We start from the raw sequence: 25,383 nt of genomic DNA, 5'->3' as shown, positions 1-25,383 counted from the left end.
CCATTCTATCGAAAAAAGGGGGCTGCTCCCGTATATCCAAGACGTTGGAAAAACGCTCGAAATCCGCATATTTCCACGCTTATGGAATCGTGCTATAATGGGTGTATTCACTGAAAAAACAATAATGAGAGAGGGGGCATTGGATGTACACAAAGCTGTCAATCCCAGAGCGGCTCAAAGACCTGCGGGTGGTGGACAAGCACCTGACGTTGGAACAGCTGGCAGAGAAGACCGGCCTGTCCAGATCGGCTCTGGGGAAATATGAAAGCGATGACTATAAGGACATCAGCCCGTTTGCGATTGCGACACTGGCGGATTTTTACGGCGTGTCCGCCGACTATCTGATGGGGCTAACCGATAACAAGGAGGTTCCCAACGCTGATGTGCAGTCGCTCCATTTGAACGATGAGATGATTGAACTTCTGCGGAGCGGTAAGATTAACAACCGGCTTCTCTGCGAACTGGCTACACACCCGAACTTCCGGCGGCTGATGGTGGATATGGAAATCTGTATCGACCGGATCGCCAATATGCGGATGGAGCAGATGAATCTGGTGATGGAGGCCACCCGGCAGACTGTCCTCAGCAAATATGCGCCCGGAGAAGATGACCTCTATGTGCGGACTCTGGAACTGGGGCAGGTACAGGAAAGCGACTTTTACAGCCACGTCATGCACGATGACCTGGACAGCATTGTCCGGGATATACGGGAAGCCCACTTGAAGGACAAGACCACCGCCGACCCGCAGCCCACGCTGGATGACGTCAAGGAAAAGTTTGAACAGGCGCTCGAACAGGGCAGCCAAGAGGAAATGGTAATCCACGAATTTTGCGACAGAATGCAGATACCCTTCGAGAAGATTTCCTCGGAGGATTTCTCAGCTTTCCTGCGGATACTGAGCCTGTCAAAGATGCTCAAAAATCCCAACAACATGAGGGGGAAGGCCAAGCCGCAGCCGTACTATGCGCCCAAGCGGAAGAAACGTAGGTAGTGAAAAAGCCGTCCAACCTGTACCGTTGGACGGCTTTCGCCCATGTGGGCGGAATAAAATATGTTGTTGTACATTCGTTAGCTGACCGTTTTCATCAGTTTTTTCATAAATTTCCAAAGACGGATGCCATCTTTGAGGCCCAGCCGGTAAAAGAAGCATTCGCTTTCTGCACCGGAATCGAAGATGGAATCGCAGTAGTGCCTTACAGCGTTCTTCTGTTCCTCAGACAATGCGCTGATCGCTTTTTCATACTCGGTTTCCAAGCGAAGGTAGTCAGCTTTTTTCTCCTTGCCGGTTTCTGCCTCCCGCCATTTAGCGAACTGGCTCTGCATCCGCTCCTGAATCATCAAATCAACCAGTTTTTCTATATCTGTACCCATAAGCGCCCCTCCTTATGCTGGACGGATATAATTCCGGTATGTTTCCAAGACGGAATCCGACACACCGCTTTTATATACTTTGCGGATGTCGGAGATTTCCTCTTGCTTCAGCAGTTTCAGCCATTTCAGCAGTTCAGCCCTACCGTTTGCAAAGTTACAGTAGCGTCCATCGGCGTATTCGATACGGTATCTCATAGACAGGCACCTCCTTAAACATAAATCATCTCAGACCGGATGATTTCCTCTGCCCGGATGCGGATACTGTTCATGGCTCCGACCCAGGCCAGCTGATCACAGATTTTCAGTTCTTCGCTGACGCCATCCGCCGCCTGCATCTGCGAGATGATACACGCCAGCCGGTCATCGGCCTGCTCGTTCAGATCGGCAAGATACGTCCAGAGTTTTCCCGACAGAAGCAGTTCATTGTACTGGCCGGGACGGTGTTCTTGCAGAAACGCCTTGTGCATCCGTCCCCACCGCCCGATGGGGCGGCTTTCCTCCGGCAGCTTCAAGTCCGGTATGTAATAGTCTCCGACCAGCACATAGTCCAGACCGTTGCTGTCATCATGGATACGTTTTTTCAATTCCTCCATTGCGACCTCCTGTATTCAATTTGTACGAATCCAGTTGATCGTGTCCCTGTTCATCATGAAATTCAAGGCAACTGAACTCGTCACCATGAATTATGGCACATCTTTGCCTAACTTCTGATAATTCAAGCCGTAAGACGGGCTGTTACCTCTGGTGTTGGAGGTGTTGTAGGTGTCGATAGTTTCTTTTCCCAATGCCTGATTCAGTTCTTTGAGCGTGGTTGGCTCAGAACCACCCAGGAAAATTCGGGAATCCATGTTGCCGATGATGGTATCGGCATTGTCTTTATAAATGGCTTTCAGCTGTGATTGTGCCTGGAGGACAAGGCAAGCCGATATTTCACGGCTTCGGATTGTCGCTACCAGTTTTTCCAGATTGGGAATCTGACCGATGTTTGCCATCTCATCAATCAAGCAGCGCACATGAACCGGCAGTCTGCCGCCGTACACATCATCTGCTTTCTCGCACAACAAGTTGAACAGCTGTGTGTAAATCATGGAGATCAAAAAATTAAACGTCGCATCCGTATCTGACATAATCAGAAAGAGCGCCGTTTTCTTATCTCCGAGAGTATCCAACTGCAACTCGTCATAGGCAGTCACATCTCTGACCTCCTGAATATCAAAAGGAGCCAGACGAGCGCCGCAGGAAATCAAAATCGACTTAGCGGTCTTGCCGGCAGCCAGCTTGTATTTTTTATACTGACGGACTGCAAAGTGATTCGGCTTTTTCTTTTCCAGGGCTTCAAACATCAGATCCACCGGGTTCTGGAACTCCTCATCATCTTCCCGCACCTCCATTGCGTTCAGGAACTCAATCAGGGTGGAGAAATTCTGTTCCTCAACCGGAGCTTCATAGTGGATATATCCGATCAAGGCACAGTAGAGCAGCGTTTCCGCCTTCGTCCAGAACTCATCACCGGCTTTTCCATCACCCTTTGTGTTGGCAATCAGCGTTGTCACCAGTTTCAGAATGTCTTTTTCTGAATGGATATAGGCAAATGGGTTATAGTGCATCGACTTCTGAAAGTTGATGGTGTTGAAAATCTTGATGGTGTAGCCATGCTTCAAAAGGGCGTTGCCGCACTCAATCACGATGCTGCCTTTCGGGTCAGTGACCACATAGGAACTGTGCATCTGGAGAAGGTTTGGCTTCAACCAAAAGCGAGTTTTACCGGAACCCGAACCGCCGATAATCAGAACATTCTTATTTCGGGCATTGGCAGGATTCTTCGGGCGATTGCTCATCATCAGCCGCTCCGTTTTCGTCAGGATCACATTGTCCTCGAACTTTGGTGCAATAAACGGCTCAATATCTTTTGCCGTTCCCCAACGAGCAGAACCGTACTCAACATTGTGTCGGTACTTCTTTGCGTTTTTGCCTTTTAGATAGACAGCCAGCCGAAGTCCTGCGCCGCAGAGAATACCAATCAGCAAATCCAACGGGTGAAAGCTGGGAAACGGATTGTTCAGGGCTATCGGAAGGGCATGAAAAAAGCTGAGGATTTTCGCAGATGAATCTGCCCCCTCAGCCAATCTCCATGCTTCTCCTAAATTCGTAGCGAACAACCCTACCAGAAAATACGGTAAATTCAGAATCAGGAGCTTTTTCATTTTTCTCTTATCCATCACAGATCACGCTCCTGTTTCTTCTCTCGAACCTTCTTCGGAATCGCTGCGACAATTTCCTTGAACTTCTTCAGCTGCGCCAGAACGCTCGGCTTTTCATTCTTGGTTAATGCCCTTGCCTGATGTTCCTTGCAGATTGCATCCAAAGCATCTGCATCTTTAGAACGGACAAAAACAAGAAACCGGGGAGGATCAACGGACTTATCTTTTCTTACGGCAAAGTCCACGCCATACTTCTTGGCGAGCTTTTCAAAATCACGGATACTCTCTTTGTCGATCTCAACATTCGTAGCACCCTGATTCTGTCCCAAAAGCTGTTTCACGGATTGCTTTCCATGAACGGCAGGGTCTCGTGCCTTTTTCATCTTCACTTTTTCCCGGTGCTGCAAATACTTGCGGATACCGGCAATGATAGTGCGCCCCGTCAGCTTGGTTGTGCTGATCGCCAGGTTTACTGTTCTGTTTTCAACTTCTTCCTGCATGATTCATCACCTCCTGCAAGCAGTAGAGTGAACAGATTATCGTGCCATATCTCTGTGGTCGTAATACAGATTGCCCTTGGCAACTGCGGCATGGCTGATAATCTTGATATTGCCAGCTTTCTGGTTATCCAGAGCCTTCTGATAACCCACATCGCTCAAATACAGGCGATTTCTTTCGCCTTTCCAACCGACAGGCGATTCATCGGTCAGCACATCGAAAATAATCATGTGCTTGGTGGCGTCATCAAATCGTGCCAAGTCCATATAGGTATGTCCCTGGTACTCCTTGGCACCATCCTGAATCCGCTTTCGCTCCATCAGCTCTCCAATCGTCGAATTTCTTTGCATAAGAACCTCCTTACAGAACATCTCGGTCAGGGTTACTTTTGTGGGGAACCGAATCAGCTTTGACAGGTGCATCTTCTTTCTTCACCATGTCATCCGGCAGGGGAAGCGCCATAATGCTGCGCCCCATGCGTACAAAAGTCTCAGGCTGATGAAAGTGTTCCTCAAACTGCTTCATCAGTTCCGGGGACAGAGAACAAAAATCATCCTCGCCCAATCCCACAACCAGAAAATCACCGGCGATAATGTCATAAATATCGCCGTCATCATCACGCAGCGCACGGTTCAGTTCTTTGCCTACGAGTTTACCTTCGTCGTGCATCACCAGTGCAACCGGCTCATTGAACGGATAAGTTGCCTCAATATCGCCACCTACGGCTTTCTGCAAATCCTCCAGCTCACAGCCGATCTGCACAGCCTGCGGATACATGAACGGCTTTACCAGCAACACATTCATGGTATCTGCCTGTTCTTTCTGAACCTCCCGTTCCTCGGTCGTGCCGAACGCAACACCGGTAAAGTTTTCGGAGTCCAGAATGTACTCCGAATTGTAATAAGCGGCTCTAACCTGTTCCTCTGCCGCATCGTGAGATTCTGCTTGCACCGTAACCGTTTTCTCCAAGGTTTCGGTGATCTTCACATCGTATTCTTTCAAGTTTCGATACCTCCGTTTCTTTGGAAATAAGAAAAGCGACCATCCATGAACCTGTTACAGTTCATAAATAGTCGCATCCACATCGGCTAAAAGCTCGAACAAGCAAATATCGTCCAGTTCGCAAATCAGGGAACCCATGTCGAAGAAAATATCGTCCTCGCATTCCACCGTAGTAACCACGCTGCGGTGTTCGTTAAGACAAATGGCTTCTTCCTTGTCCATCGTGATCGTAGACATACAGGACACCACATAGAATGTCATATCTTCTGCTAACCACAGCTCCTTGCTCTGAATCGTGCGAACTTTTTCATCGCCGCTCATATCTTCTACATAGGACAGAAGCCGCACGGCTCTGCTGTTCAGAAGTACCTTTCCCTGATAGTCGATACCCTCACCAGCAGAGGACAATACTCGATACTCGCTAATCATCTCGGCATTTTTCTGAAACGACTTTGCCAGAAGCGCAGGAGAAATATCATCGAACTCCTCACTGTAGTTTACGAGCATATCTACCATATAATCAGGATCGCAAAGGTCGTAGAGTTCTTCCAAAGCGCCCTGAATGTTTTTGGGTGTAAACATTTTTTACCTTACCTTTCCATTGATTTTTCTCTTTTTTTCTGCCATTGCTCCAAAAGCTGAATGATTTTATCCTCCATCTGCTTGTTGGTATAGGACTTCGGGAAGTATTTTCGCAACGAATCCGTTTTGAAGGTTACTCTGTCCAGCTCTCCCTTCTTGATTTCATTCATAATCTCGCACATCGCATCCAGCGTACACTCGCCCTCCTGTGCGAGCTTTTTAATTCGCTGTGCTTGCGAAAGGGAAGGAGCTGCTTGAGCATAATCCATTGCAGAAAGAAAATCCTTCTGTTCTTCACTTGCCAGATAGGAAAGCTCCACCGCAGGATTGAATTTGATCTGACCCGTATCTACCATATCCAGCAGTTCCGGAATCAGTTCGGTCAGACGGATATAACGGTGTACCTGATTTCTGCTTTCTCCTGCCTCCTGACCGACTATATCCATTGCCTGCAACTTCATCCCAACTTGGGATGAAGTTAAATCGGTGCGTTGACCTTGATGTTTAATCGCATCCAGCTTCATCTTATAAGCAAATGCTCTTTCACTCGGCAGGATACTCTCCCTCTGCAAATTCGCATCAACCATCAAAATAATGGCTGCATCATCGTCCAGGTCACGAACAATCGCAGGCATGGTTTCCTTACCCGCAAGCTCCGATGCCCGGTGCCGCCTGTGACCAGAAACGATTTCATAACCACCGTCGGGGTCAGGACGGACAATCGCAGGAGTGAGAACTCCGAAATCTCGGACGCTCTCTGCCGTTTTCATCATTTCTTCATCATCAACCACACGGAAGGGGTGTCCCTCAAAGGGGTGTAGCTCAGAAAGCGGAATTTCCTGCACACGCTCCTGCTGGGCTTCAGCTCTGGATTGATCGGTGGAGAAAATATCATCGTACCCCTTCAAGCTGATGTTTGCGCCTTTTTTCTGCATTGTTTAACACCTCCTTCGTCAGAATTTTATAGGCTTCGGCAACTTTGCCTTTGGGATCATGCTTGAAGATACTGGTTCCCTCTGCGCTGATTTCCTCTGCACGGACAGAGCGGGGAATGTCGGTCTTGTAAACCTTCAGCTTTCCGCCGTAGCTCTCCCGAATCAGATTGCTGATGTCTTTGGAGTAGTTGGTGCGGCTGTCCACCATCGTCAGAAGAATCCCTTCAATCCTCAGTTTCGGGTTGATTTGCCTCTTGACCTTGTTGATGGTTCCAAGCAGCTGTTCCAGACCCTTTGCAGGAAGGTATGCTGCCTGAACCGGTATCAGCACATTGTCGGCAGCTGCCAACGCATTGACGGTCAGCATACCCAAAGACGGCATACAGTCAAGAAGAATGTAATCATAATTCTGTTTGACTGTATCCAGGTATTGCCGGAGAATGGTTTCCCGGCTCATGGCATTGACCAGTGCTACCTCCATACCTGAGAGTTCGATGTTGGACGGCACCAAATCAACGCCCTCCGGATGATGAAGAATCCCTTCATCGGGAGTAATAGGGTTTTCCATCATAATCTTTCCCATCAGATCGGAAAGTGTCGGAGACAGATCATCCGGGCAGGGATTGCCCAAACTGACCGTCAGGGAAGCCTGGGGATCGGTGTCTACCAGAAGCACCTTTTTTCCTTCAAGAGCCAAGCCAACGCCCAGATTCTCGGTGGTGGTGGTCTTTCCAGTGCCTCCTTTCTGATTGACCACCGCAATGATGGTTGCTTTTTTCGACATTTATCGTCACTCTCCTTCCTCTCGCTTCATTTTCAATTTCTTAAATCCTCCTTCCAAATATCCGTGTGACATATCGTGCCGAACAAGAGCATCGTAGTAGGTGTCTATTGTCGTCGGCGCATTGTATATCGTAGTCAGCATATACTGACGGATATTTCTAATCTTTGTGGTGTTCTCCTTGAAGCAGTCCATAACATATCGAATGTGTTCGGCATTCAGTTTCATAAACCGACTGCGGACAATTTCTGCCGGACGCTCCTCTGCACCAATGCGAATCAACGGTCGCTTCGTGCAAACTGTTTCAACGATCAACTCCAGAATGTTATCCAGCATTTCGGAATCGTAAGGGTAATCCTTCTTCAACAAATCCATACTAAGCTGATCCGAGAAATAATCAAAGTATTCTTGATACCGGTCATTCTCGTCCATCATTCCACCATTTCCGGAAGGAAAGATAGAATCAGTATCACTAAATTCAGTATTTTTAATATCAGTATTATTACATTGTGATTTCGGAAGTTCTTGAGTTGTGATTTCCATTGTTCCAGAATTGTGATTTTCACAATTCAAGAGTTGTGAATCCACAGCAGAGATAAAGTTCTTCACATAGATCAGGTTGGGCTTTCCCAAACCCTGGCGCTTACGTTCAATCAATCCTGCTTTCTTCTCAAGTTCACTGAGCAGCTTGATAGCCTTTTGTTCAGCACAGTTCAGAGCCATCTTCGCTTCGTCGATTGTAAAAATGATATACACTCTACCGTTTTTATCTATCCAACCATTCTTGGCAGACAGGCTCATGCGGTCAAGCAAAATGCCATACAGCATCTTGGCATCGGCAGAAATATTCCAGAACCTCTCGTTCGTGAACAACACCTTCGGAACTCGATAGAATGTGAATAGATCGGATTGCTGACCGTAAAAATAATCAAAACTCACACGGCTTCACCACCTTCTTTCTGCGGAAAACTTTCTGTTGTCAGCGGAATGCTGCGGAAAGTCGTATCCGTCTTTTCGTAAGGACATCGGGCAAAATAGTAGAAGCGGTATTCCTGTTCATACACATCCATATCAACGAAGCCCCACTTCACGCATAACCTTCTTCGTACACCAACCAATGCACGGGTGATCTCGCCCATAGGGACAGCCATCACATTCCGACTTGGGTTTCGGCGGCAAAGAGATTAAGTAGTAGCAATTATTTCTACCCAGACGGCAGCCCTTTCTGCCATTCGTCCAGAAGTAGCAGTAATGACAGTCGCTCGGCTTGTCTGCGGTATAAACAGGCTTGCTCAAATAAAACACCTCCAATCTCTTGTATTTGCCCATGGGTTTGGGCATAAAAAAAGAGCGCCTATCCATCCCCAATGCGGGGCAAATAGACGCTCTATGTACATAACGATATTTAATTTTATCTGCTATAACTGCATGGTATTCAAAACATCCGCCTTTTTTGATTAGCTGGATTTTTGGCACGATTTTGGGGCTGATTAGCAGGAAGGGCATTTTCATTAGCAAGAACAGCCCGTTTTCTGCTAAAAATTAGCTGGCGATTTTGTCTTATAACAACCGTTCGATTCTGGAGGGGTTGTCAAAAATCAAATTTTGGAGTAGAATTTTATCTCATACAGTGAAAGAGCTTTTTCGTAGCTTTTTATATAAGAAAAGCCGAAAACCCTTGAAAACAAAGGCTTTCGGCGTTGTTCACTGGCGTCCATAAGAGGATTTGAACCTCCGACCCCACGCTTAGGAGGCGTGTGCTCTATCCAGCTGAGCTATATGGACGTGTCTGATATATGATTATAGCCCGATCAAAGTCGAACTGCAATCCCTTATTTAGTTTTTTTTGAGGTGGCCGTTGTAACGCAACCTTAGGAGGCGAACGCTCTATCCTGCTGAGCTACAGAGACTTATATTAAATTGAGACTGGCAACGATCACTTTTCCCCGTAAGGCAGCTGGTAGAGCACAACCTTAGGAGGCGTGTGCTCTATCCAACTGAGCTACTGAGACATGGCTGGTTTTATGACTAAGCCCGAAGAAACTCGAACTTGAATCCTATATGAAGTTTTTCTAAGGTGGCCGTTGTAACGCAACCTTAGGAGGCAGTTGCATTATCCTTTGTGCTACGAGGACATATATTCAATTTTAAAAGAGATTTGCTAATCAATTGGGCTTAGCTGAGCTTCCCCTTAGGAGGATTCCGTGATATCCATTTCACCAAGAGGGCAAGTTAATTGCGACTTCGCACACGCATTAAACATTATACCATAATGATTTCAATTTTAAAGGCTTTCATTCAAAAAAATCCAAGAAATTAAAGTACTTTCATAGTATTGCCAGAATAAAGAAAATTAATCATATAACGGTATAATTTCAACATTTTCCTGAATTAAGGTATAATAAGAGAAAACGGAGGGTGTATATGAAAAATGAAACGATGGAACAATTGAAAGCAAGATTAAATTCTTCATCTATGTATCTACAAAGCAATGATATGCACGTTGTAGAAGTAAAAGAAGGATATGCAAAGGTGGAAATGATTATTGATGAACAAATTTTAAATGTACATGGCTTTGTACATGGCGGTGCATTATATTCTTTAGCTGATACAGCAGCTGGCGCCGCAAGTTTTGCGACTGGAAGAGATAGCGTTACCTTGTCAGGGACGATAAATTATATCAAGCCTGGAAAAGGTGGAAAACTTATTGGAATTGCTCAGGAGATTAGTGCAGGAAGAACTACAGGGGTTTATGAAGTGTTTATTTTCAACGATGCAGAAGTACTTTTATCAAGAGCAACATTTACCATGTTTTTCTTAGATAATGATCGATATCAAAAGAATAAATAAATTCGCATATTTTTTCTAAATATAAAAACTATAAGATATAATGAAAGTAGTATGTGAAAGAGGCGAAGTTATGAGCATGAAACAATATCATCTAATGGATCTTAAAACGTTAGAAGACTTTTCTCCAGATGGATTTCTATGTATTTATATCGGAAAACAATGGGATATTGCTTGGATTAGTACCATATTGCAGGATATTATACAACATGGAAATGTCAAAGAAATTGATATTTTTGCGATGGCAACATTGAGAAAAGCTTGTGAAACACAGATGAAAGAAGTGTATCTATTCGATACATGGTTTCATATATCCCATAAAAAGATTCAACTTGAAAACAAAGAAGCTATGCTGATATACTTACGCAATATCAATGATCTGATGGAAACAAAACTTGCTTCTCAGGTGAATAAACTCCGCACAGAAGGAATCCCTTGTGGACTGTTTTGTATCAGAATGCAAAATGGTGCATTTGAATTATTATATACGAACAGTTATATATACCAGTTTTTAGGGTATAAAAAAGAAGAGTTACAACTACAGGATATTATCGAAGAAAAAATAGTCGATCGTGAGGACCTCATTAGAATAAAAGAAGAAATCACAAATTATATCCAGCAGGAAAGCATCTTGTTTGAAGTAGAATATCGTGTGAAACGAAAAGATGGAAAAGTACGCTGGATGTCAGCACGTATTGTGCCAGATACAATAGAACACCAATATGTTGCTGTTGCATTTGATAGTACAAAAATGAAACAGATGATGCATGATCTTCGTATTAGTGAAGAAGAAAAGAAAATTGCATTAGAACAGGGAAATATTGTCATACTTCGATATGATGTGAAAAATAAAGTTTTATATTATACAAATGATGGAAAGAAAACCACAGAACCAAAGAAGATGATGGAAAATATCCCACAATCCGCAATTGAACAGCATTTGATAAAAGAAGAAACACAAAAAGAATATTTAGGTTTTTTCTCAAGTATGCTGGAAGGGAAACCAAAAGGTGAGGCTGTATTTTTAAGAAGAAATTCCACCTCTCAGAAATATATCTGGATCAAAGGTAAATTTACCATGATTTATAATGAAAAATCAGAGCCAACCACCGCAATCATCTCTTATCAGGATTATTCGGAGGCCTATGAGCGAGAACTTGCTTATGAGCGATGGAAACAAGATTTTGAGCGAAGAAAAAAAGACAGTATTGCATATTATGAATATGATCTGACACACGATGTTTTTGAAAAGCTGGAAGGTGCATTAAATGATGAACTGCCAAAAAATGCAAGAAATTCGTTCACTTACATTGCACATTATGCAGCAGAACATTTTGTATCACCAAAAGATCGTAAAAAATATTTGAAGGTATTCTCCCGGGAATATCTGCTTGATCAATATCAAAAAGGCAGACATCACTTCACTTTACAGCATCGTCGTATAGACAGTCAGGGCAATGAATTTTGGGCTTATGGAGAAATACAGCTTGTATGGGATCCTTATGCTTCCCTTGTTCGTGCAAGTGTATTATTGCATGATATCGATAATGAGAAAAAAGATAAGATACGTATGAAACGTTTATCAGAAACAGATGCATTAACCGGGTTATATAATCGCTCAACCTTATTTCATCGCATAGAATCCACATTACAACATAGTGGAAAACACGTGCTGCATGTTCTAGTATTGATTGATTTAGATAATTTTAAATTATTAAATGATACCTATGGACATCAATATGGAGATGATGTTTTAATCAATGTCGCAAAAAGTATGCGTAGCGCTTGTCGAAGTGAAGATTATTGTGGCAGAATCGGTGGAGATGAATTCGTGATATTCTTACGTAATTTATCTTGTGACTATGATATACTGCCAAGAATTGAAGCAATCCGTTTAGCCATTTTAAATTGTATGGATGATCGTGAAATCGTCGCAAGTTTTGGTGTGGCATGTTATCCAAATGACAGCCATAATGTAGATGAATTATACCGTCATAGTGATGAAGCGATGTATCGTGCAAAGCGAAGTCAGAAACATAAGATTCAGTTTTATGAAAAAATTTAAAACACTTATTGACGAGTAAAATAAAAAATGATAAAGTGTAAGCAGTTATACGACTGACGGAAGTGGAATTGACCACATGAAGTATAATGTAAAAGAGCCGACCGTCTGGGCATAGAGTCTGGATTGGTATAGGCTCTTTTCTTGTGCTTATTCGTACATGGATTATAAATGGTTTTAATTGCACAGGACGATAACATTCGCTATACTTAACATGTGAACAGGAGGTAAGGATTATGAGCAATGAACGCAAAGAATGGGAAGGATTCAGCGGAAGAATCTGGAAAGAAGAAGTAAATGTCCGCGATTTTATTCAAAACAACTACAAGCCTTATGATGGGGATGAAAGCTTTTTAGCGCAACCTACAGAAGCTACAAACAAATTATGGGATGCATTACAGAAGCTTCAAAAAGAAGAACGTGCAAAAGGCGGCGTTCTGGATATGGAAACAGAAGTTGTTTCTTCATTAACTTCATATGGTCCTGGATATATTGATGAAGCATTGAAGGATTTAGAAAAGGTTGTTGGTATTCAGACAGATAAACCTTTAAAACGTGCCTTCATGCCTTATGGTGGTATCAAAATGAGTGAAGAAGCTTGTACTACATATGGTTATGAACCAAGCGAAAAACTACATGAAATCTTCCACGATTACCACAAAACTCACAATGATGCAGTATTTGACTGTTATACACCAGAAATGCGTTTAGCACGTCGTAATAAAATTGTAACAGGTTTGCCTGATACATATGGCCGTGGACGTATTGTTGGTGATTATCGCCGTGTTGCTTTATATGGTATCGATTATTTAATTGAAATGAAAGAAGCTGATAAAGCAAACTGTGGCTGTGGCACTATGACAGATGATATCATTCGCCAGCGTGAAGAATTAGCTGAACAGATCAAAGCATTAAAAGGAATGAAAAAAATGGCGGAAAGTTATGGCTATGATATTTCAGGTCCTGCAAAAAATGCAAAAGAAGCTGTACAATGGTTATACTTCGGATACTTGGCAGCTATTAAAACACAGAATGGTGCGGCAATGTCTGTTGGACGTGTTTCCACATTCCTTGATATCTATATTGAAAGAGATTTAGAAAATGGTACATTAACAGAAGTAGAAGCACAGGAATTAATTGACCACATGACAATGAAATTCCGTATGGTAAAATTTGCACGTATCCCTTCTTATAACCAGTTATTCTCAGGTGATCCTGTATGGGCAACACTTGATTTGGCAGGATTAGGAATGGATGGACGTCATATGGTCACAAAATCTGACTATCGTTTCTTACACACATTAGAAAACATGGGACCTGCGCCAGAACCAAACTTAACAGTATTATATTCTAGTCACTTACCAGAAAACTTTAAGAAATATTCTGCACGTATCTCTATTGATACAAGTTCTGTACAGTACGAAAACGATGACGTTATGCGCCCTGTATGGGGTGATGACTATGCAGTTTGCTGTTGTGTAAGTGCAACACAGACGGGTAAAGAAATGCAGTTCTTTGGTGCTCGTGCAAACTTAGCAAAATGTTTATTATATGCCATCAATGGTGGTATCGATGAAAAAACCAAAACACAGGTTGGTCCTGAAATGAGAGGTATCACTTCTGAGTACCTTGATTATGATGAAGTTATGCATAAATATGATATCATGATGGAATGGTTAGCAGATCTTTATGTAAATATCTTAAATCTGATTCAGTACATGCATGATAAATATTACTATGAAGCAAGCCAGATGGCATTGATCGATACAAATGTACGTAGAACATTCGCAACTGGTATTGCTGGTTTCTCTCATGTAGTAGATTCCTTGAGTGCTATCAAATATGCAAAAGTAAAAACTATCCGTGATGAAGAGGGATTGGTTGTCGATTATGAAATTGAAGGAGATTTCCCTCGTTATGGAAACGATGATGATCGTGCAGATGATATCGCAGTATGGTTGTTGAAAACATTCATGGGCAAGATTGAAAAACGTCACACATATCGTAATTCTGAACCAACAACATCTATCTTAACAATCACAAGTAATGTTGTTTATGGTAAAGCTACTGGAGCACTTCCTGATGGACGTAAAGCTGGAGAACCATTGTCACCAGGTGCAAATCCTGCATATGGTGCAGAAACAAACGGTTTATTAGCGTCATTAAACTCTGTGGCAAAATTACCTTATGAATATGCATTAGATGGTATTTCTAATACACAGACAATCAATCCAGGTGCACTTGGACATGATGAAGCAGAACGAGTAAATAATTTAGTACATGTATTAGATGGTTACTTTGATCAGGGCGCTCACCACTTGAACGTTAATGTTTTCGGTATCGAAAAATTAAAAGATGCAATGGAACACCCTGAAAAAGAAGAATATGCGAACTTCACAATTCGTGTTTCTGGATATGCTGTAAAATTCATTGACTTAACTCGTGAACAACAGTTAGATGTTATTTCTAGAACTTGCCACGAAAGTCTATAGAAATAAAGAAAGGTCTGTTTACGCAGGCCTTTTCATTTAAGGAGGTTATACTATGTCACCAGTAAAAGGAAGTATTCATTCAGTTGAAACCTTTGGTTCTGTGGATGGTCCAGGTGTACGTTTTGTGATATTTTTAAAAGGCTGTGCAATGCGTTGTAAATATTGCCATAATCCAGATACATGGGAGATGACAACGGCTGATACAAGTAGTGAAGAATTGTTGAAAAAAGCATTGCGATATCGTAGTTACTGGGGTGAAAAAGGTGGCATCACAGTGAGTGGTGGCGAACCTTTGCTTCAGATAGATTTTGTGATTGATTTATTTACCAGAGCGAAAAAACTAGGTATTCATACAACCATCGATACCAGTGGAAATCCATTTACCAGAGAAGAACCTTTCTTTTCTAAATTCCAGCAGTTGATGGAAGTCACAGATTTATTGCTGGTAGATATCAAACATATAGATGATGCATGCCATCTTGCTTTGACGAAACAGCATAATACAAATATTCTGGATATGTTGAAATATCTGGATGAAATACAGAAGCCAGTGTGGATTCGTCATGTATTGGTGCCAGGAATCAATGATCAGGAAATTTACCTGATGAATTTATCTAAATTTATTCAACAGCTGCATAATGTAAAACGTGTAGAAATCCTGCCATATCATACTTTAGGAGTTTATAAATGGAAAGAGTTAGGAATTCCATATGAGTTAGAAGGTGTGGAATCTCCAGATCAGGCTTCCATTGAGAAGGCACGCAAGATATTACAATGTGATCAATATCAGGATTATTAGTATAGGCAAACAGGGATTTTATCATCGCTTTTAAGGTAAAGTCCCTGTTTTATGTAAAAATCAAAGAAAATCCTTTGAATTTTTGTAAATATTTTAAAATAAAACAGGAAAAATGCCCATTATAAACAGATTTGTGATATGATAATCATAAGATAAAAGGGGTGTTTTTTAATGTCTGCAAGAGTAAGTGATTATGTAAAGGCGATACAGAAAATGAAACTGGAAGCTGGCAATCAGAATAAAACTGAACTGATTATTCGTGCCGGGGACCTGCACAGCCAGGTCAATAAGGGAACTCCTACACTGGTTACATGCTGTATGGCAATGAAGAAAATGATGCTGGAAGATGACGAATTTCTGAAAAATCCAGAAAACAAGAGTGGCGCAAGTGCTAATCTAACCATCAAATATCAGCTTCATGATCTGGAACATCGTCTACCTTTATTAAGACCAAAACAACGTGGTCGTAAAAAGGGCGTACAAATGAAAAAGAAAGAAGAAGCAAAAAGCAGTGTTCAGATAACATTGGAAGAATGGCTGGCTAAGATACCATTGAGCTTCACAGAAAATAAGGGAACCTTTGATGTACAAGGAACTTATGGAATCTGGAAAATCAAAGTCGCAGTGCCAAGAGGCAGAAGGCCATTTGATTTAGATGATGTTGTCTATTCTTTATTGAAATATGCAGATGAGAAAACGGATAAGTATTCTGTCTGTATGAATGACAGTAAAGAAAATCGTAGACAGTGGGAACATATTTCTCCTGTTTTACGTAAAAAAATGAATATTACCGCAATCTTTGTGAAAAACGGAAATGTAGAAGAGTACTAAAATTTACAGATGTAACGTTTTTACTCAAATGTGGGTAAATAAAAAGATGGAATAATGATTGTATTAATCAATCAAAATATTCCATCTTTTTTTCATCAAATTATTCTATAAATGCTGATTCATCCAGTTTGTGATTTCCTCCAAGCGTTTGATACGATGTTTTGGTTTACCTCCACGACTTAATTCGTGATTTTCTCCTTTAAACATACATAGACGGGTATCAATGCCATGCATACATAAAGCACTATACATCTGTAATCCTTCACTATATGGGCAACGATAATCCTCATTGCTGTGGATAAACAGGGTTGGTGTCTTACAACTATCCACATAACGCAAAGGAGAATGCCACCAAAGTTTTTCATGATTTTGCCAGATATCGCCAGATTGCTGATCCTTCGTAAATTCCTCACCAATATCGGAGGTTGTCATAAAACTGATCCAGTTGGCAATAGAACGTTGAGAAGCTGCAGCCGCAAATCGATTGGTATGAGTAATGATCCAATTGGTCATAAATCCACCATAACTTCCTCCAGTTACTCCTAATCTGGCAATATCAATACAAGGATACTTTTCTAAAACAGTATCTGTAAACTTCATCAAATCATCATAATCGATGGTGCCATACTTTCCACGGATATCCGCAAATGCATTGCCTCTGCCATCTCCACCTCTTGGGTTTGCGAAGAAAACAACATATCCCATATTTGCCCATACCTGCATTTCATGATAATAGACCTGCCCATAAACCGTTTTCGGTCCACCATGTATATCCAGAATTGCTGGATAATAGGAATGTGGATTAAAATCATGAGGCGTTAATACCCAGCCATAAATGGTTTCTTCTCCCTGTGTGATTGTGACAGGCTCTGGCATGCGAATATCTTTTGATTGATAGAAATCATCATGAAAGCCAGTTAATCTTGTGGAAGAATGATCTTTGAAACAATAAGCATATAATTCCTGTAAACGCATATCATGCATTGCAATATAATAAATAGTACCATTGACAATAGTAAAATCATCAATGCTGCCTTCTTTTTCAATCACTGTAGAAAGGTTGCCTGATTTATCTAAGCGATACAGAACAGAAGAATTTAAGATTGTTGCGATAAAGTAACAAGCATCCTCATAAACCATCACAGAGCGTGTCTTTCCAAAGCGACAATCACTTCCCACAGTATTGCCAATGGCTTCATCAAAATCATATAATTTAGAAACTTCGCATGTTTCCTGATGCATTAAGTAAAACTTAGGATTTTCATTAATTCCATATCTTTCCTGTTTACTAGCGGCAAACAATATATCATTGCCCCAGTTCTCCAAATGCATGATACTATAAGTTTCCGTGTTGATACATGTGGATAAACTATCTTTTTTGATATCATACATAAACAGACCATTTTTCATTGGCTGAACCTGCGCATAGGATGCACCAGTAAAATAGATCTTTGTTTTATCATCATTAATGATAAAGGTATCCATTTGGAAAAGGGGAAGACTGACTCGTTTTAATTTACCGCTTGTTTCTTCAAACAAAAACAAGGAACGACGTGTTTTATTCGTATAACCAGCACCATTAAAATAAAATGGTAATTCATCCAGTACTTCATAATCCTGCATTTCCATTTTTTCTCTTACGCGTTTTTTCTTTATCTCTTCCGTTTCAAATGGCATACTAGAATAACGCAGATCAAAATTTACACAAAGGGCAAACACATGTGTACTTACCATTTTGATATCCAAAACTGTTAAAGGAATTTCAAATGCTTTGACTGCTTCACCACCACGTGTATCTAAACGATAGAATACAGTTTTTTCTTCACCATTTTCTACTGCTTTTTGATCTTGTGGATCTCGCATATTCGCAAATAACAGGGTATGCTCATCTTCCCATAGATATAAGCTTTCCTTTCCACTTTGTGTCAGTGTTACGTCTTGGTCGTTTTTCCACATATGCAGTTTTTGATCATAAGAATTATCTTTTTCATTACATCTGGACACAACATAAGCGATATCTTTTCCATTATCTTGAAGGTTTGACAGATAGGAAAAATCTAAAAAATCTTTTAATTGAATTGTTTCTTTCATAAGGTCACCTCAGTTTCTTAATTTCATGATACCGCAGCAGAAAGAAAAAAGCCAGTCATATCTCTAACAACTGGCTTATAATCGTATACGGCAATTACCTTTTTTACACATAAAGGCAACATAATCACGCTCCATAATACGGCTGGATAAACGGTTTTTCTGTTTTTCATTACGGATATTGTACATATAAACAGGTAAACGATCAATTTCATTTCCCTGATCATCATAAATCGGACAAATGATTTTATCATATTCATTATCCATATGTAACTCCCCAAGATATCCTTCCAATTCATCCAGTTCATCAAATATCTGATCATCATCCACTTCCATGATCTCCCCGGCAATCATATCATCACCTTCAATCAAAGCAGGATAAATCACACCTTTGATTTCATGCAGACTACCTTTCACATAGGCAAGCTCGCTTTGTATAATCTTGTCTTTTAAATATTTTTCATAATTGTACATATCTGTTCTTAGCGTCCCATACACAAATATTCTTTTCACGATGACTCACTCCTTATATCGTCAATATCATAGCATGGTTTATGGAATAAGCACAGGAAGTTGCCTGAAAACAAATGATTATTTGTCTAGAAAAGATACTTCTATCGTATAATTATCCTTTAATTCCGGGATCATTTCCAGAAATTTCCTAATCGCAGACTGTGCTTTTGTTGCGGCTTCACTTAAGAAACCATTTTCAATAGCTTCCTCTTCTACCTTATCTTTTTGTTGTGTGGCAAATGTTGTGTAGTCTTTGATACTGATTGGATTAAAGATATTTTTGGTTTCATCATATACTTCAATACTTTTTTCATCTATCACATTAGAGAAGATGGCAACTTCAGGAATCTTTACAGAGATGGTATGATCCTTTACATTGACTTCGGCTTTACTCATATCTACACCGGCAGATAATTTACCGGAATATGTCAATAAAAAGCTTTTTGTTGTTAAAGGGATATCCCAGCCATTCAGCTGTAAAGAATTTTCAAATTTACCTACTTTTGTATAATTGTATTCCATTGTCACAAGATCATTTACTTCCTGTAACTGCTGTGTTAATGCTGTTGATGTAATAGTTGGCTCACCACTTTTTCCACCAAAATGCATGCCAGCAAAAAAAATCAGGGCACAGACAATCAAAATGGCTACAATTCCACCAATGGCTTTTTTTGTTTTTCCCAATGTATCTAATATTTTCATGAGCTACCTCCAGAATTTGTTTTTATTATAGCATAAAAAAGCCTGTAAACAGCCTGATTTTAGAATATTGTAAGATTTCTTTATGTTTTATTTACGGATAATCTTTCTTAACAAAAAAATCCTTTTTACCTCTTACAAAGGAAGTGATATACTTAATGTATAAGAAAGGAGTTATGAAAATGGAGAGCCAGCGATTGTATCAACAATTTCGTCGAACAGTGGAAAAATCTGCGTGGATTCTAATATTGTTAATCTTCATCATAGAAGTAATTGTGGCTGTTTTGATGATAAATGAACAACTTCTGGATGTAAATCAAACGCCATTAGAATATAGTCTTTCCTATGTTGTTTTACCAACACTTATCAATATGGAATGTGCAGCAGTTTATCATTATATTGAATTTAAAACAACATTCTCAGAAAGTAAAAAAAATTATTTTTTGATTCTTGTGTTTAATACATTTTGTTTAAGTACATCACTTGTACATAATGCGTTGCCATTAATCAGTTTAAGCTTTATTTTACCAATATTTTTAAGTGCTATATTTGGAAACAAAAGGATGACAGATCGTTCTTTCTGGTTATCTTTTATATCTTATATCATTACATCTTCTGTGGGAATCTATTATACTAAACAGCTAACCACAATGGTCTATTTAAACTATACCGCAGGCGCTATATTGGTGTGTGCAGGTTATTTAATCGCAAAAAATACGATTATTTATCAAAAGAAAAATCATGATGTGTTGATTTCCTTCAATGAACGTCAGAAAATTATGATTGAAGAATTGAAAAAGGATTCCTTAACACAGTTGTATAATCATCAAACATTTTATAATGAATTAAATGAACAGATTCAAAAAACTCGAGTAAATCATCAGCCACTGGTGCTTGCGATTATTGATATTGACGATTTCAAACGTGTAAATGATACGTTTGGACATGTGAAAGGCGATAAAGTTTTACTTGAGTTAAGCAATCTGATGAAAGCATATAAACAAGATAATATGATGTTAGCAAGATATGGCGGAGAAGAGTTTTGTATATTATTTGAAAATACACAATTACATGATGCATATAGCTTTATGGAAAAAATGCGTTTGGATTTTTCACATATTGAATTTGTGGAAATGCCATCCACACGTATTACTTTTAGCGTAGGTCTTGTGGAATTGACATCCGATGCAGACAATGCGGTATCACTTGTGGAAAAAGCTGATTTGGCAATGTATCAGTCAAAGAAAGAGGGCAAAAATAAAATAACAGTATATCAGAAGAACAGAGCTTAAGGATAACATAAAGTGAAAAATTAGATAGACTTTCATTAAACAATGGCGTATCATAGTATCAGACTATTGGGAATAGGAATGAAAAAGAGGTAAAAGATATGGATGTTTTTCGTAAGAATCGTATCAATACGATCGTTCAAATGACCTTATGGCTGATTATGGGACTGGTATTATTTATCACAAATCATGCGACAGGCAGAGTATACTGTACGGTTTTAGGGATTGTATTGATTGTACAGGGATTTCCCCAGCTGATATTTTTTATACTTGAAAGAAAAAGATATTTATATAGCTTCATGATGCTTGTTTTTGGTTTCTTTACATGTATTTTTGGTGTGTTGGAAATCAAAACAATCGAAGAAGCAGAACTATGGCTTCCTTTGATTGTATCCTGTATGACATTAATTCATGGCTTTAAAGAAATATTGATGGTTTTTTATATCCATCGGCAGAACAACCCTTTCTGGCGATATTTTCTGAATTTAGCTATTGTGACTATTGCATTTGCGATCATTATGATTATTTACACCATGATGAGCCGTGGAAATGATTTACGACTCATTGGAAGTGTGATGATCATAGATTCCATGATAGAAGGATGTATCTGGTACATTGGAGAAAAGAAAGCTGATTAAATAAACAAAGCATTGTCGAATAGACAATGTTTTTTATGTTTTTAGCAATCTAATACTTAAAATTGATATATCAGAAATAGATGATGAATGATTTATTATGAAATTATACATTATATTTTATAAAACAATTGTAAATACATTTATAAAATAATAATCTTAATAATGTTTTAAAATTTAGTTTCTGAATATGTTAAAATGGACTCAATAAATGAGGTGTTCATATGATGAAAAGAGATTCATATCTAAATGATTTAATTAGTTTTAAGGATAAAAACTTGATAAAAGTAATTACAGGAATTAGAAATTGTGGAAAATCTACTCTGTTTGAATTATATAAAGACTATCTTTTGCAACGAGGAGTAAAACAGGAATGTATCATATCTGTTAATTTAGAGAAGGCAGATTTTATAAAAAATTCAGAACAATTATATACATATGTAAAAAAACAGATGCTCGAAAATCAAAAGCATTATATTCTATTAGATGAAGTACAGCATGTGGAAAACTTTCAAGAAGCCATTGTTTGGCTATATACAGATAAAATGATAGACTTATACATCATTGGATCTAATGCCTGTTTATTATCTGGAAAATCAGCTACATTATTGTCTGGAAGATATGTAGAGATTAAAATGATGCCTTTATCCTTTAAGGAATATTGTTCAAATTTTCCTAAACAAAGTAATACTTCACACTTATATTTGGATTATATAACGAATAGTTCTTTTCCTAGAACATTAGAATTGCCACATGAAGCAGATATTAGATTATATTTAGAAGGCATTTATTATACAGTTTTAATGGAGGACATTCTAGCAAGAAAAGAAATCAATGAGTCAAGTTTATTGAAAAGCATTGTAGAATTCATATTTGATAATATAGGAAATGTAATTTCATCTAATGAAATCGCAAACATATTGGCATCAAATGGTAGAAAAATCAATGCATCAACCATAGAAGCATATCTTTCTGCTTTATGCGATAGTTATATAGTATATAAAGTGTATCAATATGATGTAAAAAGAAAACAATATTTAGCCAATAGTGTAAAGTATTATATTTGTGATATTGGTTTGCGATATTATTTATCAGGTATAAGACTATTAGATATGGAACATGTTTTAGAAAATGTAGTTTATTTGGAACTTTTAAGAAGAAGGTATAAAGTCTATATTGGAAAAATAGGTGATATAGAAGTTGATTTTATTGCGATTAATATAAAAGGTGTGGAATACTATCAAGTTACACAAACCGTATTAGATCCAAAAACTTTGAAACAGGAATTATCTTCATTAGAAGCAATAAAGGATCATAATCCCAAATATCTATTAACGATGGATTATACACCGCTTACTTCTTATAATGGAATAAGACAAATTAATGTTTTAGAATGGTTATTAAAGTGATAAATATAATGTATAAAATAACTTGTATGAAAGTTTCATCCTTTTGTAAAAACAAAAATGAGTTGTTATGTTACAATAAAAAGGTAGAGGAAAAAGGAGGTATTTTATGCCATTTAGAAAAGATTTTTTATGGGGTGGGGCAACTGCAGCCAACCAATGTGAAGGTGCATATCAAGAAGGAGGTAGAGGCCTTGCAAATGTGGATGTTGTGCCACATGGAAAGGATCGTTTTCCAGTAAGTATGGGAAAACTAAAAATGACAGAATTAGACAATGAACACTACTATCCTGCATTAGAAGCTATTGATTTTTATCATCATTATAAAGAAGATATCGCATTGTTTGGAGAAATGGGATTTAAGACATATCGTATGTCTATCGCATGGAGTAGAATCTTCCCTAATGGAGATGAAGAAGAACCAAATGAAGAAGGCTTAAAATTCTATGAAGATGTATTTAAAGAATGTCATAAATATGGTATTGAACCACTTGTAACGATTACACATTTTGATTGTCCAATGCATTTGATTACAGAATATGGTGGATGGAAAAATCGTAAACTAATTGATTTTTATAAACGTTTAGTAACGGTATTATTCACAAGATATAAAGGTCTGGTAAAATACTGGCTGACATTTAATGAAATCAATATGATTTTGCATTTGCCATTTATGGGTGCCGGCTTGATTATTGAAGAAGGCGAAAATGAAGAAGCTGTAAAATATACAGCAGCACATCATGAATTAGTCGCAAGTGCCTGGGCTACAAAAATTGCACATGAAATTGATCCGGAAAACATGGTAGGATGCATGCTTGCGGCAGGTAATACATATGCAAACACCTGTGCACCAGAAGATGTATGGAAATCTATGGAAAAAGATCGTGAAAACTATTTCTTTATTGATGTACAATCACGTGGTGCTTATCCAGCATATGCAATAAAAGAATTAGAGCGTAAAGGCATTGAAATTCCTTTTGCGGAAGATGATAAAGAAATGTTGAAAAACTACACTGTAGACTTTATCTCATTCTCTTATTATTCATCAAGACTTACTAGTGCTGATCCAGAAGTAAATAAAGAAACTGCCGGCAATGTATTTGCAACATTAAAAAACCCATACTTGAAAGCTAGTGAATGGGGATGGCAGATTGATCCATTAGGACTTCGTATTACAATGAATGCTTTATATGATCGTTACCAAAAACCATTGTTTATTGTTGAAAACGGCCTTGGCGCAAAAGATGAATTAGTAAATGGTTTTGTAGAAGATGATTATCGTATAGATTATCTACGTGAACATATCAAGGCAATGAAAGATGCTGTAGAAATCGATGGTGTAGATTTATTAGGTTATACTTCATGGGGATGCATTGATTTAGTAAGTGCTTCTACTGGGGAAATGAGTAAACGTTATGGCTTTATCTATGTGGATAAAGACGATGCTGGACATGGTGATTTAAAACGTTATAAGAAAAAATCTTTTGACTGGTATAAGAAAGTTATCGCCAGCAATGGTGAAGATTTAGATTAGTATAAAAATGACTGGTATATAGGGAATTGCCCTAAATATACCAGTCTTTTTTCAATTATTATGATGTTATTCATATGAAAATCCTAAAAATGTATAAATAATTAAAAAGGCTTATATGTAGTTTTAAAATACCTGTGAATATACGTGTTTTTTAATATCTTTCTTGTATTTTTTTGATGCGATGTTATACTTTGTTTGAAGAGGTATCAGAAAATGAAACATAAAGGCAGGATTATCAAAATCATAATAAGTGTTTTCACAGGAATCTGTGTTTTATTGATTGCCATAATCGCAGGGATAACCATTTACATCTCCTCCTCAACAAATCATTATTATCACGATGCAGGACAAGTTGCTTGTTCAATGGTATCTGATACATATGGTATACATGTAAAGGATCATATGACATGTACACGTGAAGATGACAGTAATGGAAATTTATATGCAATTAGAGTTATGGATGAAAATATGAATTATTTATATTTCACAAAAAACACGTCATATGAAAATATTCTGACCAGTAAACATCATAAGAAAGATTGTATCAAAACGGAAACCATTCCATATCATCAACATGATCTGACGATTCAATATTTTGCTTATGATGGTACGAAATCAGCGGATAATGGGGAAACCTTAGCACTTTTATCTATTTATGCCGTATTTGATTATCTTATCGATGATGTTCATGTTTACTCAAGCTACATAGGGGTTTCCACAGATCTTCCTGGTAAAGTGGAAGATATGAAAGAAGGCTCTTATGAGCATACATTACAAAAACAAATTACTGATATTTTAGATAATGTCATGGATTAGC

25 protein-coding genes, 1 tRNA gene, 1 pseudogene and 1 riboswitch are annotated in these 25,383 nt (G+C 38.8%); of the genes and pseudogenes, 11 read left to right on the top strand and 16 right to left on the bottom strand.

Annotation, left to right across the window (positions count from 1 at the left end; genetic code table 11):
* Positions 1–143 precede the first annotated feature (143 nt).
* Positions 144–992: a helix-turn-helix domain-containing protein gene (locus tag DW761_RS18245; RefSeq protein WP_117518999.1), complete on the top strand. Its 849-nt coding sequence runs from the start codon at positions 144–146 to the stop codon at positions 990–992.
* A gap of 77 nt (positions 993–1,069) precedes the next feature.
* Here DW761_RS18245 and DW761_RS18240 read toward each other — a convergent pair whose 3' ends face one another.
* The 13 genes and pseudogenes from DW761_RS18240 to DW761_RS18175 form a co-directional block, all read right to left on the bottom strand.
* The gene (locus tag DW761_RS18240; RefSeq protein ID WP_117518998.1) at positions 1,070–1,372 is read right to left on the bottom strand and encodes a hypothetical protein; all 303 of its coding nucleotides are present in this window, start codon (positions 1,370–1,372) and stop codon (positions 1,070–1,072) included.
* A gap of 12 nt (positions 1,373–1,384) precedes the next feature.
* Positions 1,385–1,567 carry a hypothetical protein gene (locus DW761_RS18235; protein WP_055219873.1) on the bottom strand — a complete coding sequence of 61 codons (183 nt, stop codon included), beginning with the start codon at positions 1,565–1,567 and terminating at the stop codon, positions 1,385–1,387.
* Between the two features lie 14 nt (positions 1,568–1,581).
* A complete protein-coding gene (locus DW761_RS18230; protein ID WP_117518997.1) occupies positions 1,582–1,965 on the bottom strand; it encodes a TnpV protein in 384 nt (127 codons plus the stop codon).
* 96 nt (positions 1,966–2,061) lie between these two features.
* Positions 2,062–3,591: pseudogene (locus tag DW761_RS18225) on the bottom strand (VirD4-like conjugal transfer protein, CD1115 family); the annotation flags it as partial.
* Entirely contained in the window at positions 3,591–4,073 is a 483-nt protein-coding gene (locus DW761_RS18220; RefSeq protein WP_002304320.1) for a PcfB family protein, read from the bottom strand. The gene DW761_RS18220 and the pseudogene DW761_RS18225, both read right to left, overlap by 1 nt.
* Before the next feature lie 36 nt (positions 4,074–4,109).
* The gene (locus tag DW761_RS18215; protein WP_002304317.1) at positions 4,110–4,421 is read right to left on the bottom strand and encodes a DUF5720 family protein; all 312 of its coding nucleotides are present in this window, start codon (positions 4,419–4,421) and stop codon (positions 4,110–4,112) included.
* A 10-nt stretch (positions 4,422–4,431) separates the two neighbouring features.
* Positions 4,432–5,073 (bottom strand): DUF3846 domain-containing protein, encoded by a 642-nt coding sequence (locus DW761_RS18210; protein ID WP_002588969.1) that lies wholly within the window; start codon positions 5,071–5,073, stop codon positions 4,432–4,434.
* Positions 5,074–5,127: 54 nt separating this feature from the next.
* Positions 5,128–5,655: a hypothetical protein gene (locus tag DW761_RS18205; RefSeq protein ID WP_002304315.1), complete on the bottom strand. Its 528-nt coding sequence runs from the start codon at positions 5,653–5,655 to the stop codon at positions 5,128–5,130.
* 8 nt (positions 5,656–5,663) lie between these two features.
* Complete coding sequence (locus DW761_RS18200) at positions 5,664–6,590, bottom strand: ParB/RepB/Spo0J family partition protein (RefSeq protein WP_002304314.1); 927 nt, start codon at positions 6,588–6,590, stop codon at positions 5,664–5,666.
* Positions 6,547–7,374: a ParA family protein gene (locus tag DW761_RS18195; RefSeq protein WP_002304313.1), complete on the bottom strand. Its 828-nt coding sequence runs from the start codon at positions 7,372–7,374 to the stop codon at positions 6,547–6,549. The genes DW761_RS18200 and DW761_RS18195 overlap by 44 nt, the downstream gene beginning before the upstream one ends.
* A gap of 6 nt (positions 7,375–7,380) precedes the next feature.
* Positions 7,381–8,310, bottom strand: coding sequence for a DUF6017 domain-containing protein (locus DW761_RS18190; protein ID WP_002304312.1), 930 nt, complete (start codon positions 8,308–8,310; stop codon positions 7,381–7,383).
* On the bottom strand, positions 8,307–8,510 hold the full coding sequence (locus tag DW761_RS18185; RefSeq protein WP_223385014.1) for a hypothetical protein: 204 nt from the start codon (positions 8,508–8,510) through the stop codon (positions 8,307–8,309). The genes DW761_RS18190 and DW761_RS18185 overlap by 4 nt, the downstream gene beginning before the upstream one ends.
* A 569-nt stretch (positions 8,511–9,079) precedes the next feature.
* Positions 9,080–9,156, bottom strand: a tRNA-Arg gene (locus DW761_RS18175).
* A gap of 639 nt (positions 9,157–9,795) precedes the next feature.
* Between DW761_RS18175 and DW761_RS18170 the strand changes: the two genes are divergently transcribed.
* From DW761_RS18170 to DW761_RS18150, 5 genes are all read left to right on the top strand, one after another.
* The gene (locus DW761_RS18170; protein WP_117518995.1) at positions 9,796–10,221 is read left to right on the top strand and encodes a PaaI family thioesterase; all 426 of its coding nucleotides are present in this window, start codon (positions 9,796–9,798) and stop codon (positions 10,219–10,221) included.
* A gap of 70 nt (positions 10,222–10,291) precedes the next feature.
* Positions 10,292–12,283 (top strand): sensor domain-containing diguanylate cyclase, encoded by a 1,992-nt coding sequence (locus tag DW761_RS18165; RefSeq protein ID WP_158553848.1) that lies wholly within the window; start codon positions 10,292–10,294, stop codon positions 12,281–12,283.
* A gap of 39 nt (positions 12,284–12,322) precedes the next feature.
* A riboswitch (ZMP/ZTP riboswitch) is annotated at positions 12,323–12,401 on the top strand.
* A 115-nt stretch (positions 12,402–12,516) separates the two neighbouring features.
* Positions 12,517–14,772, top strand: coding sequence for a formate C-acetyltransferase (gene pflB, locus DW761_RS18160; protein ID WP_117518993.1), 2,256 nt, complete (start codon positions 12,517–12,519; stop codon positions 14,770–14,772).
* Positions 14,773–14,824: 52 nt separating this feature from the next.
* On the top strand, positions 14,825–15,571 hold the full coding sequence (gene pflA, locus DW761_RS18155) for a pyruvate formate-lyase-activating protein (protein WP_117518992.1): 747 nt from the start codon (positions 14,825–14,827) through the stop codon (positions 15,569–15,571).
* Positions 15,572–15,742: 171 nt separating this feature from the next.
* Positions 15,743–16,402, top strand: coding sequence for a hypothetical protein (locus DW761_RS18150; RefSeq protein WP_117454716.1), 660 nt, complete (start codon positions 15,743–15,745; stop codon positions 16,400–16,402).
* Positions 16,403–16,507: 105 nt separating this feature from the next.
* On the opposite strand, the gene DW761_RS18145 is transcribed toward DW761_RS18150, so the two are convergent.
* The 3 genes from DW761_RS18145 to DW761_RS18135 all read right to left on the bottom strand — a co-directional run bounded on the left by DW761_RS18145 (position 16,508) and on the right by DW761_RS18135 (position 19,705).
* The gene (locus DW761_RS18145) at positions 16,508–18,493 is read right to left on the bottom strand and encodes an alpha/beta hydrolase family protein (RefSeq protein WP_117518991.1); all 1,986 of its coding nucleotides are present in this window, start codon (positions 18,491–18,493) and stop codon (positions 16,508–16,510) included.
* Positions 18,494–18,568: 75 nt separating this feature from the next.
* Positions 18,569–19,003, bottom strand: a complete 435-nt coding sequence (locus tag DW761_RS18140; protein ID WP_117454714.1) for a gamma-glutamylcyclotransferase family protein — start codon at positions 19,001–19,003, stop codon at positions 18,569–18,571.
* A gap of 78 nt (positions 19,004–19,081) precedes the next feature.
* Positions 19,082–19,705, bottom strand: coding sequence for a DUF4230 domain-containing protein (locus DW761_RS18135; protein ID WP_117454713.1), 624 nt, complete (start codon positions 19,703–19,705; stop codon positions 19,082–19,084).
* 155 nt (positions 19,706–19,860) lie between these two features.
* On the opposite strand from DW761_RS18135, the gene DW761_RS18130 reads away from it, so the two are divergent.
* From DW761_RS18130 to DW761_RS18110, 5 genes are all read left to right on the top strand, one after another.
* Positions 19,861–20,994 carry a GGDEF domain-containing protein gene (locus DW761_RS18130; protein WP_117518990.1) on the top strand — a complete coding sequence of 378 codons (1,134 nt, stop codon included), beginning with the start codon at positions 19,861–19,863 and terminating at the stop codon, positions 20,992–20,994.
* A 98-nt stretch (positions 20,995–21,092) separates the two neighbouring features.
* On the top strand, positions 21,093–21,629 hold the full coding sequence (locus tag DW761_RS18125) for a DUF308 domain-containing protein (RefSeq protein ID WP_117454711.1): 537 nt from the start codon (positions 21,093–21,095) through the stop codon (positions 21,627–21,629).
* A 221-nt stretch (positions 21,630–21,850) separates the two neighbouring features.
* Entirely contained in the window at positions 21,851–23,035 is a 1,185-nt protein-coding gene (locus tag DW761_RS18120; RefSeq protein WP_117518989.1) for an ATP-binding protein, read from the top strand.
* Between the two features lie 106 nt (positions 23,036–23,141).
* Positions 23,142–24,566 carry a 6-phospho-beta-glucosidase gene (locus tag DW761_RS18115; RefSeq protein WP_117518988.1) on the top strand — a complete coding sequence of 475 codons (1,425 nt, stop codon included), beginning with the start codon at positions 23,142–23,144 and terminating at the stop codon, positions 24,564–24,566.
* Positions 24,567–24,779: 213 nt separating this feature from the next.
* Complete coding sequence (locus tag DW761_RS18110; RefSeq protein ID WP_117518987.1) at positions 24,780–25,382, top strand: hypothetical protein; 603 nt, start codon at positions 24,780–24,782, stop codon at positions 25,380–25,382.
* The last annotated feature ends 1 nt before the right edge of the window (position 25,383 follow it).

Source organism: Absiella sp. AM29-15, assembly GCF_003434225.1.
Classification (GTDB): Bacteria; Bacillota_I; Bacilli_A; order Erysipelotrichales; family Erysipelotrichaceae; genus Hoskinsella; species Hoskinsella hominis.
The sequence above is the reverse complement of the archived record's forward strand: the minus strand, read 5'-3'. Positions and strand labels throughout refer to the sequence as shown.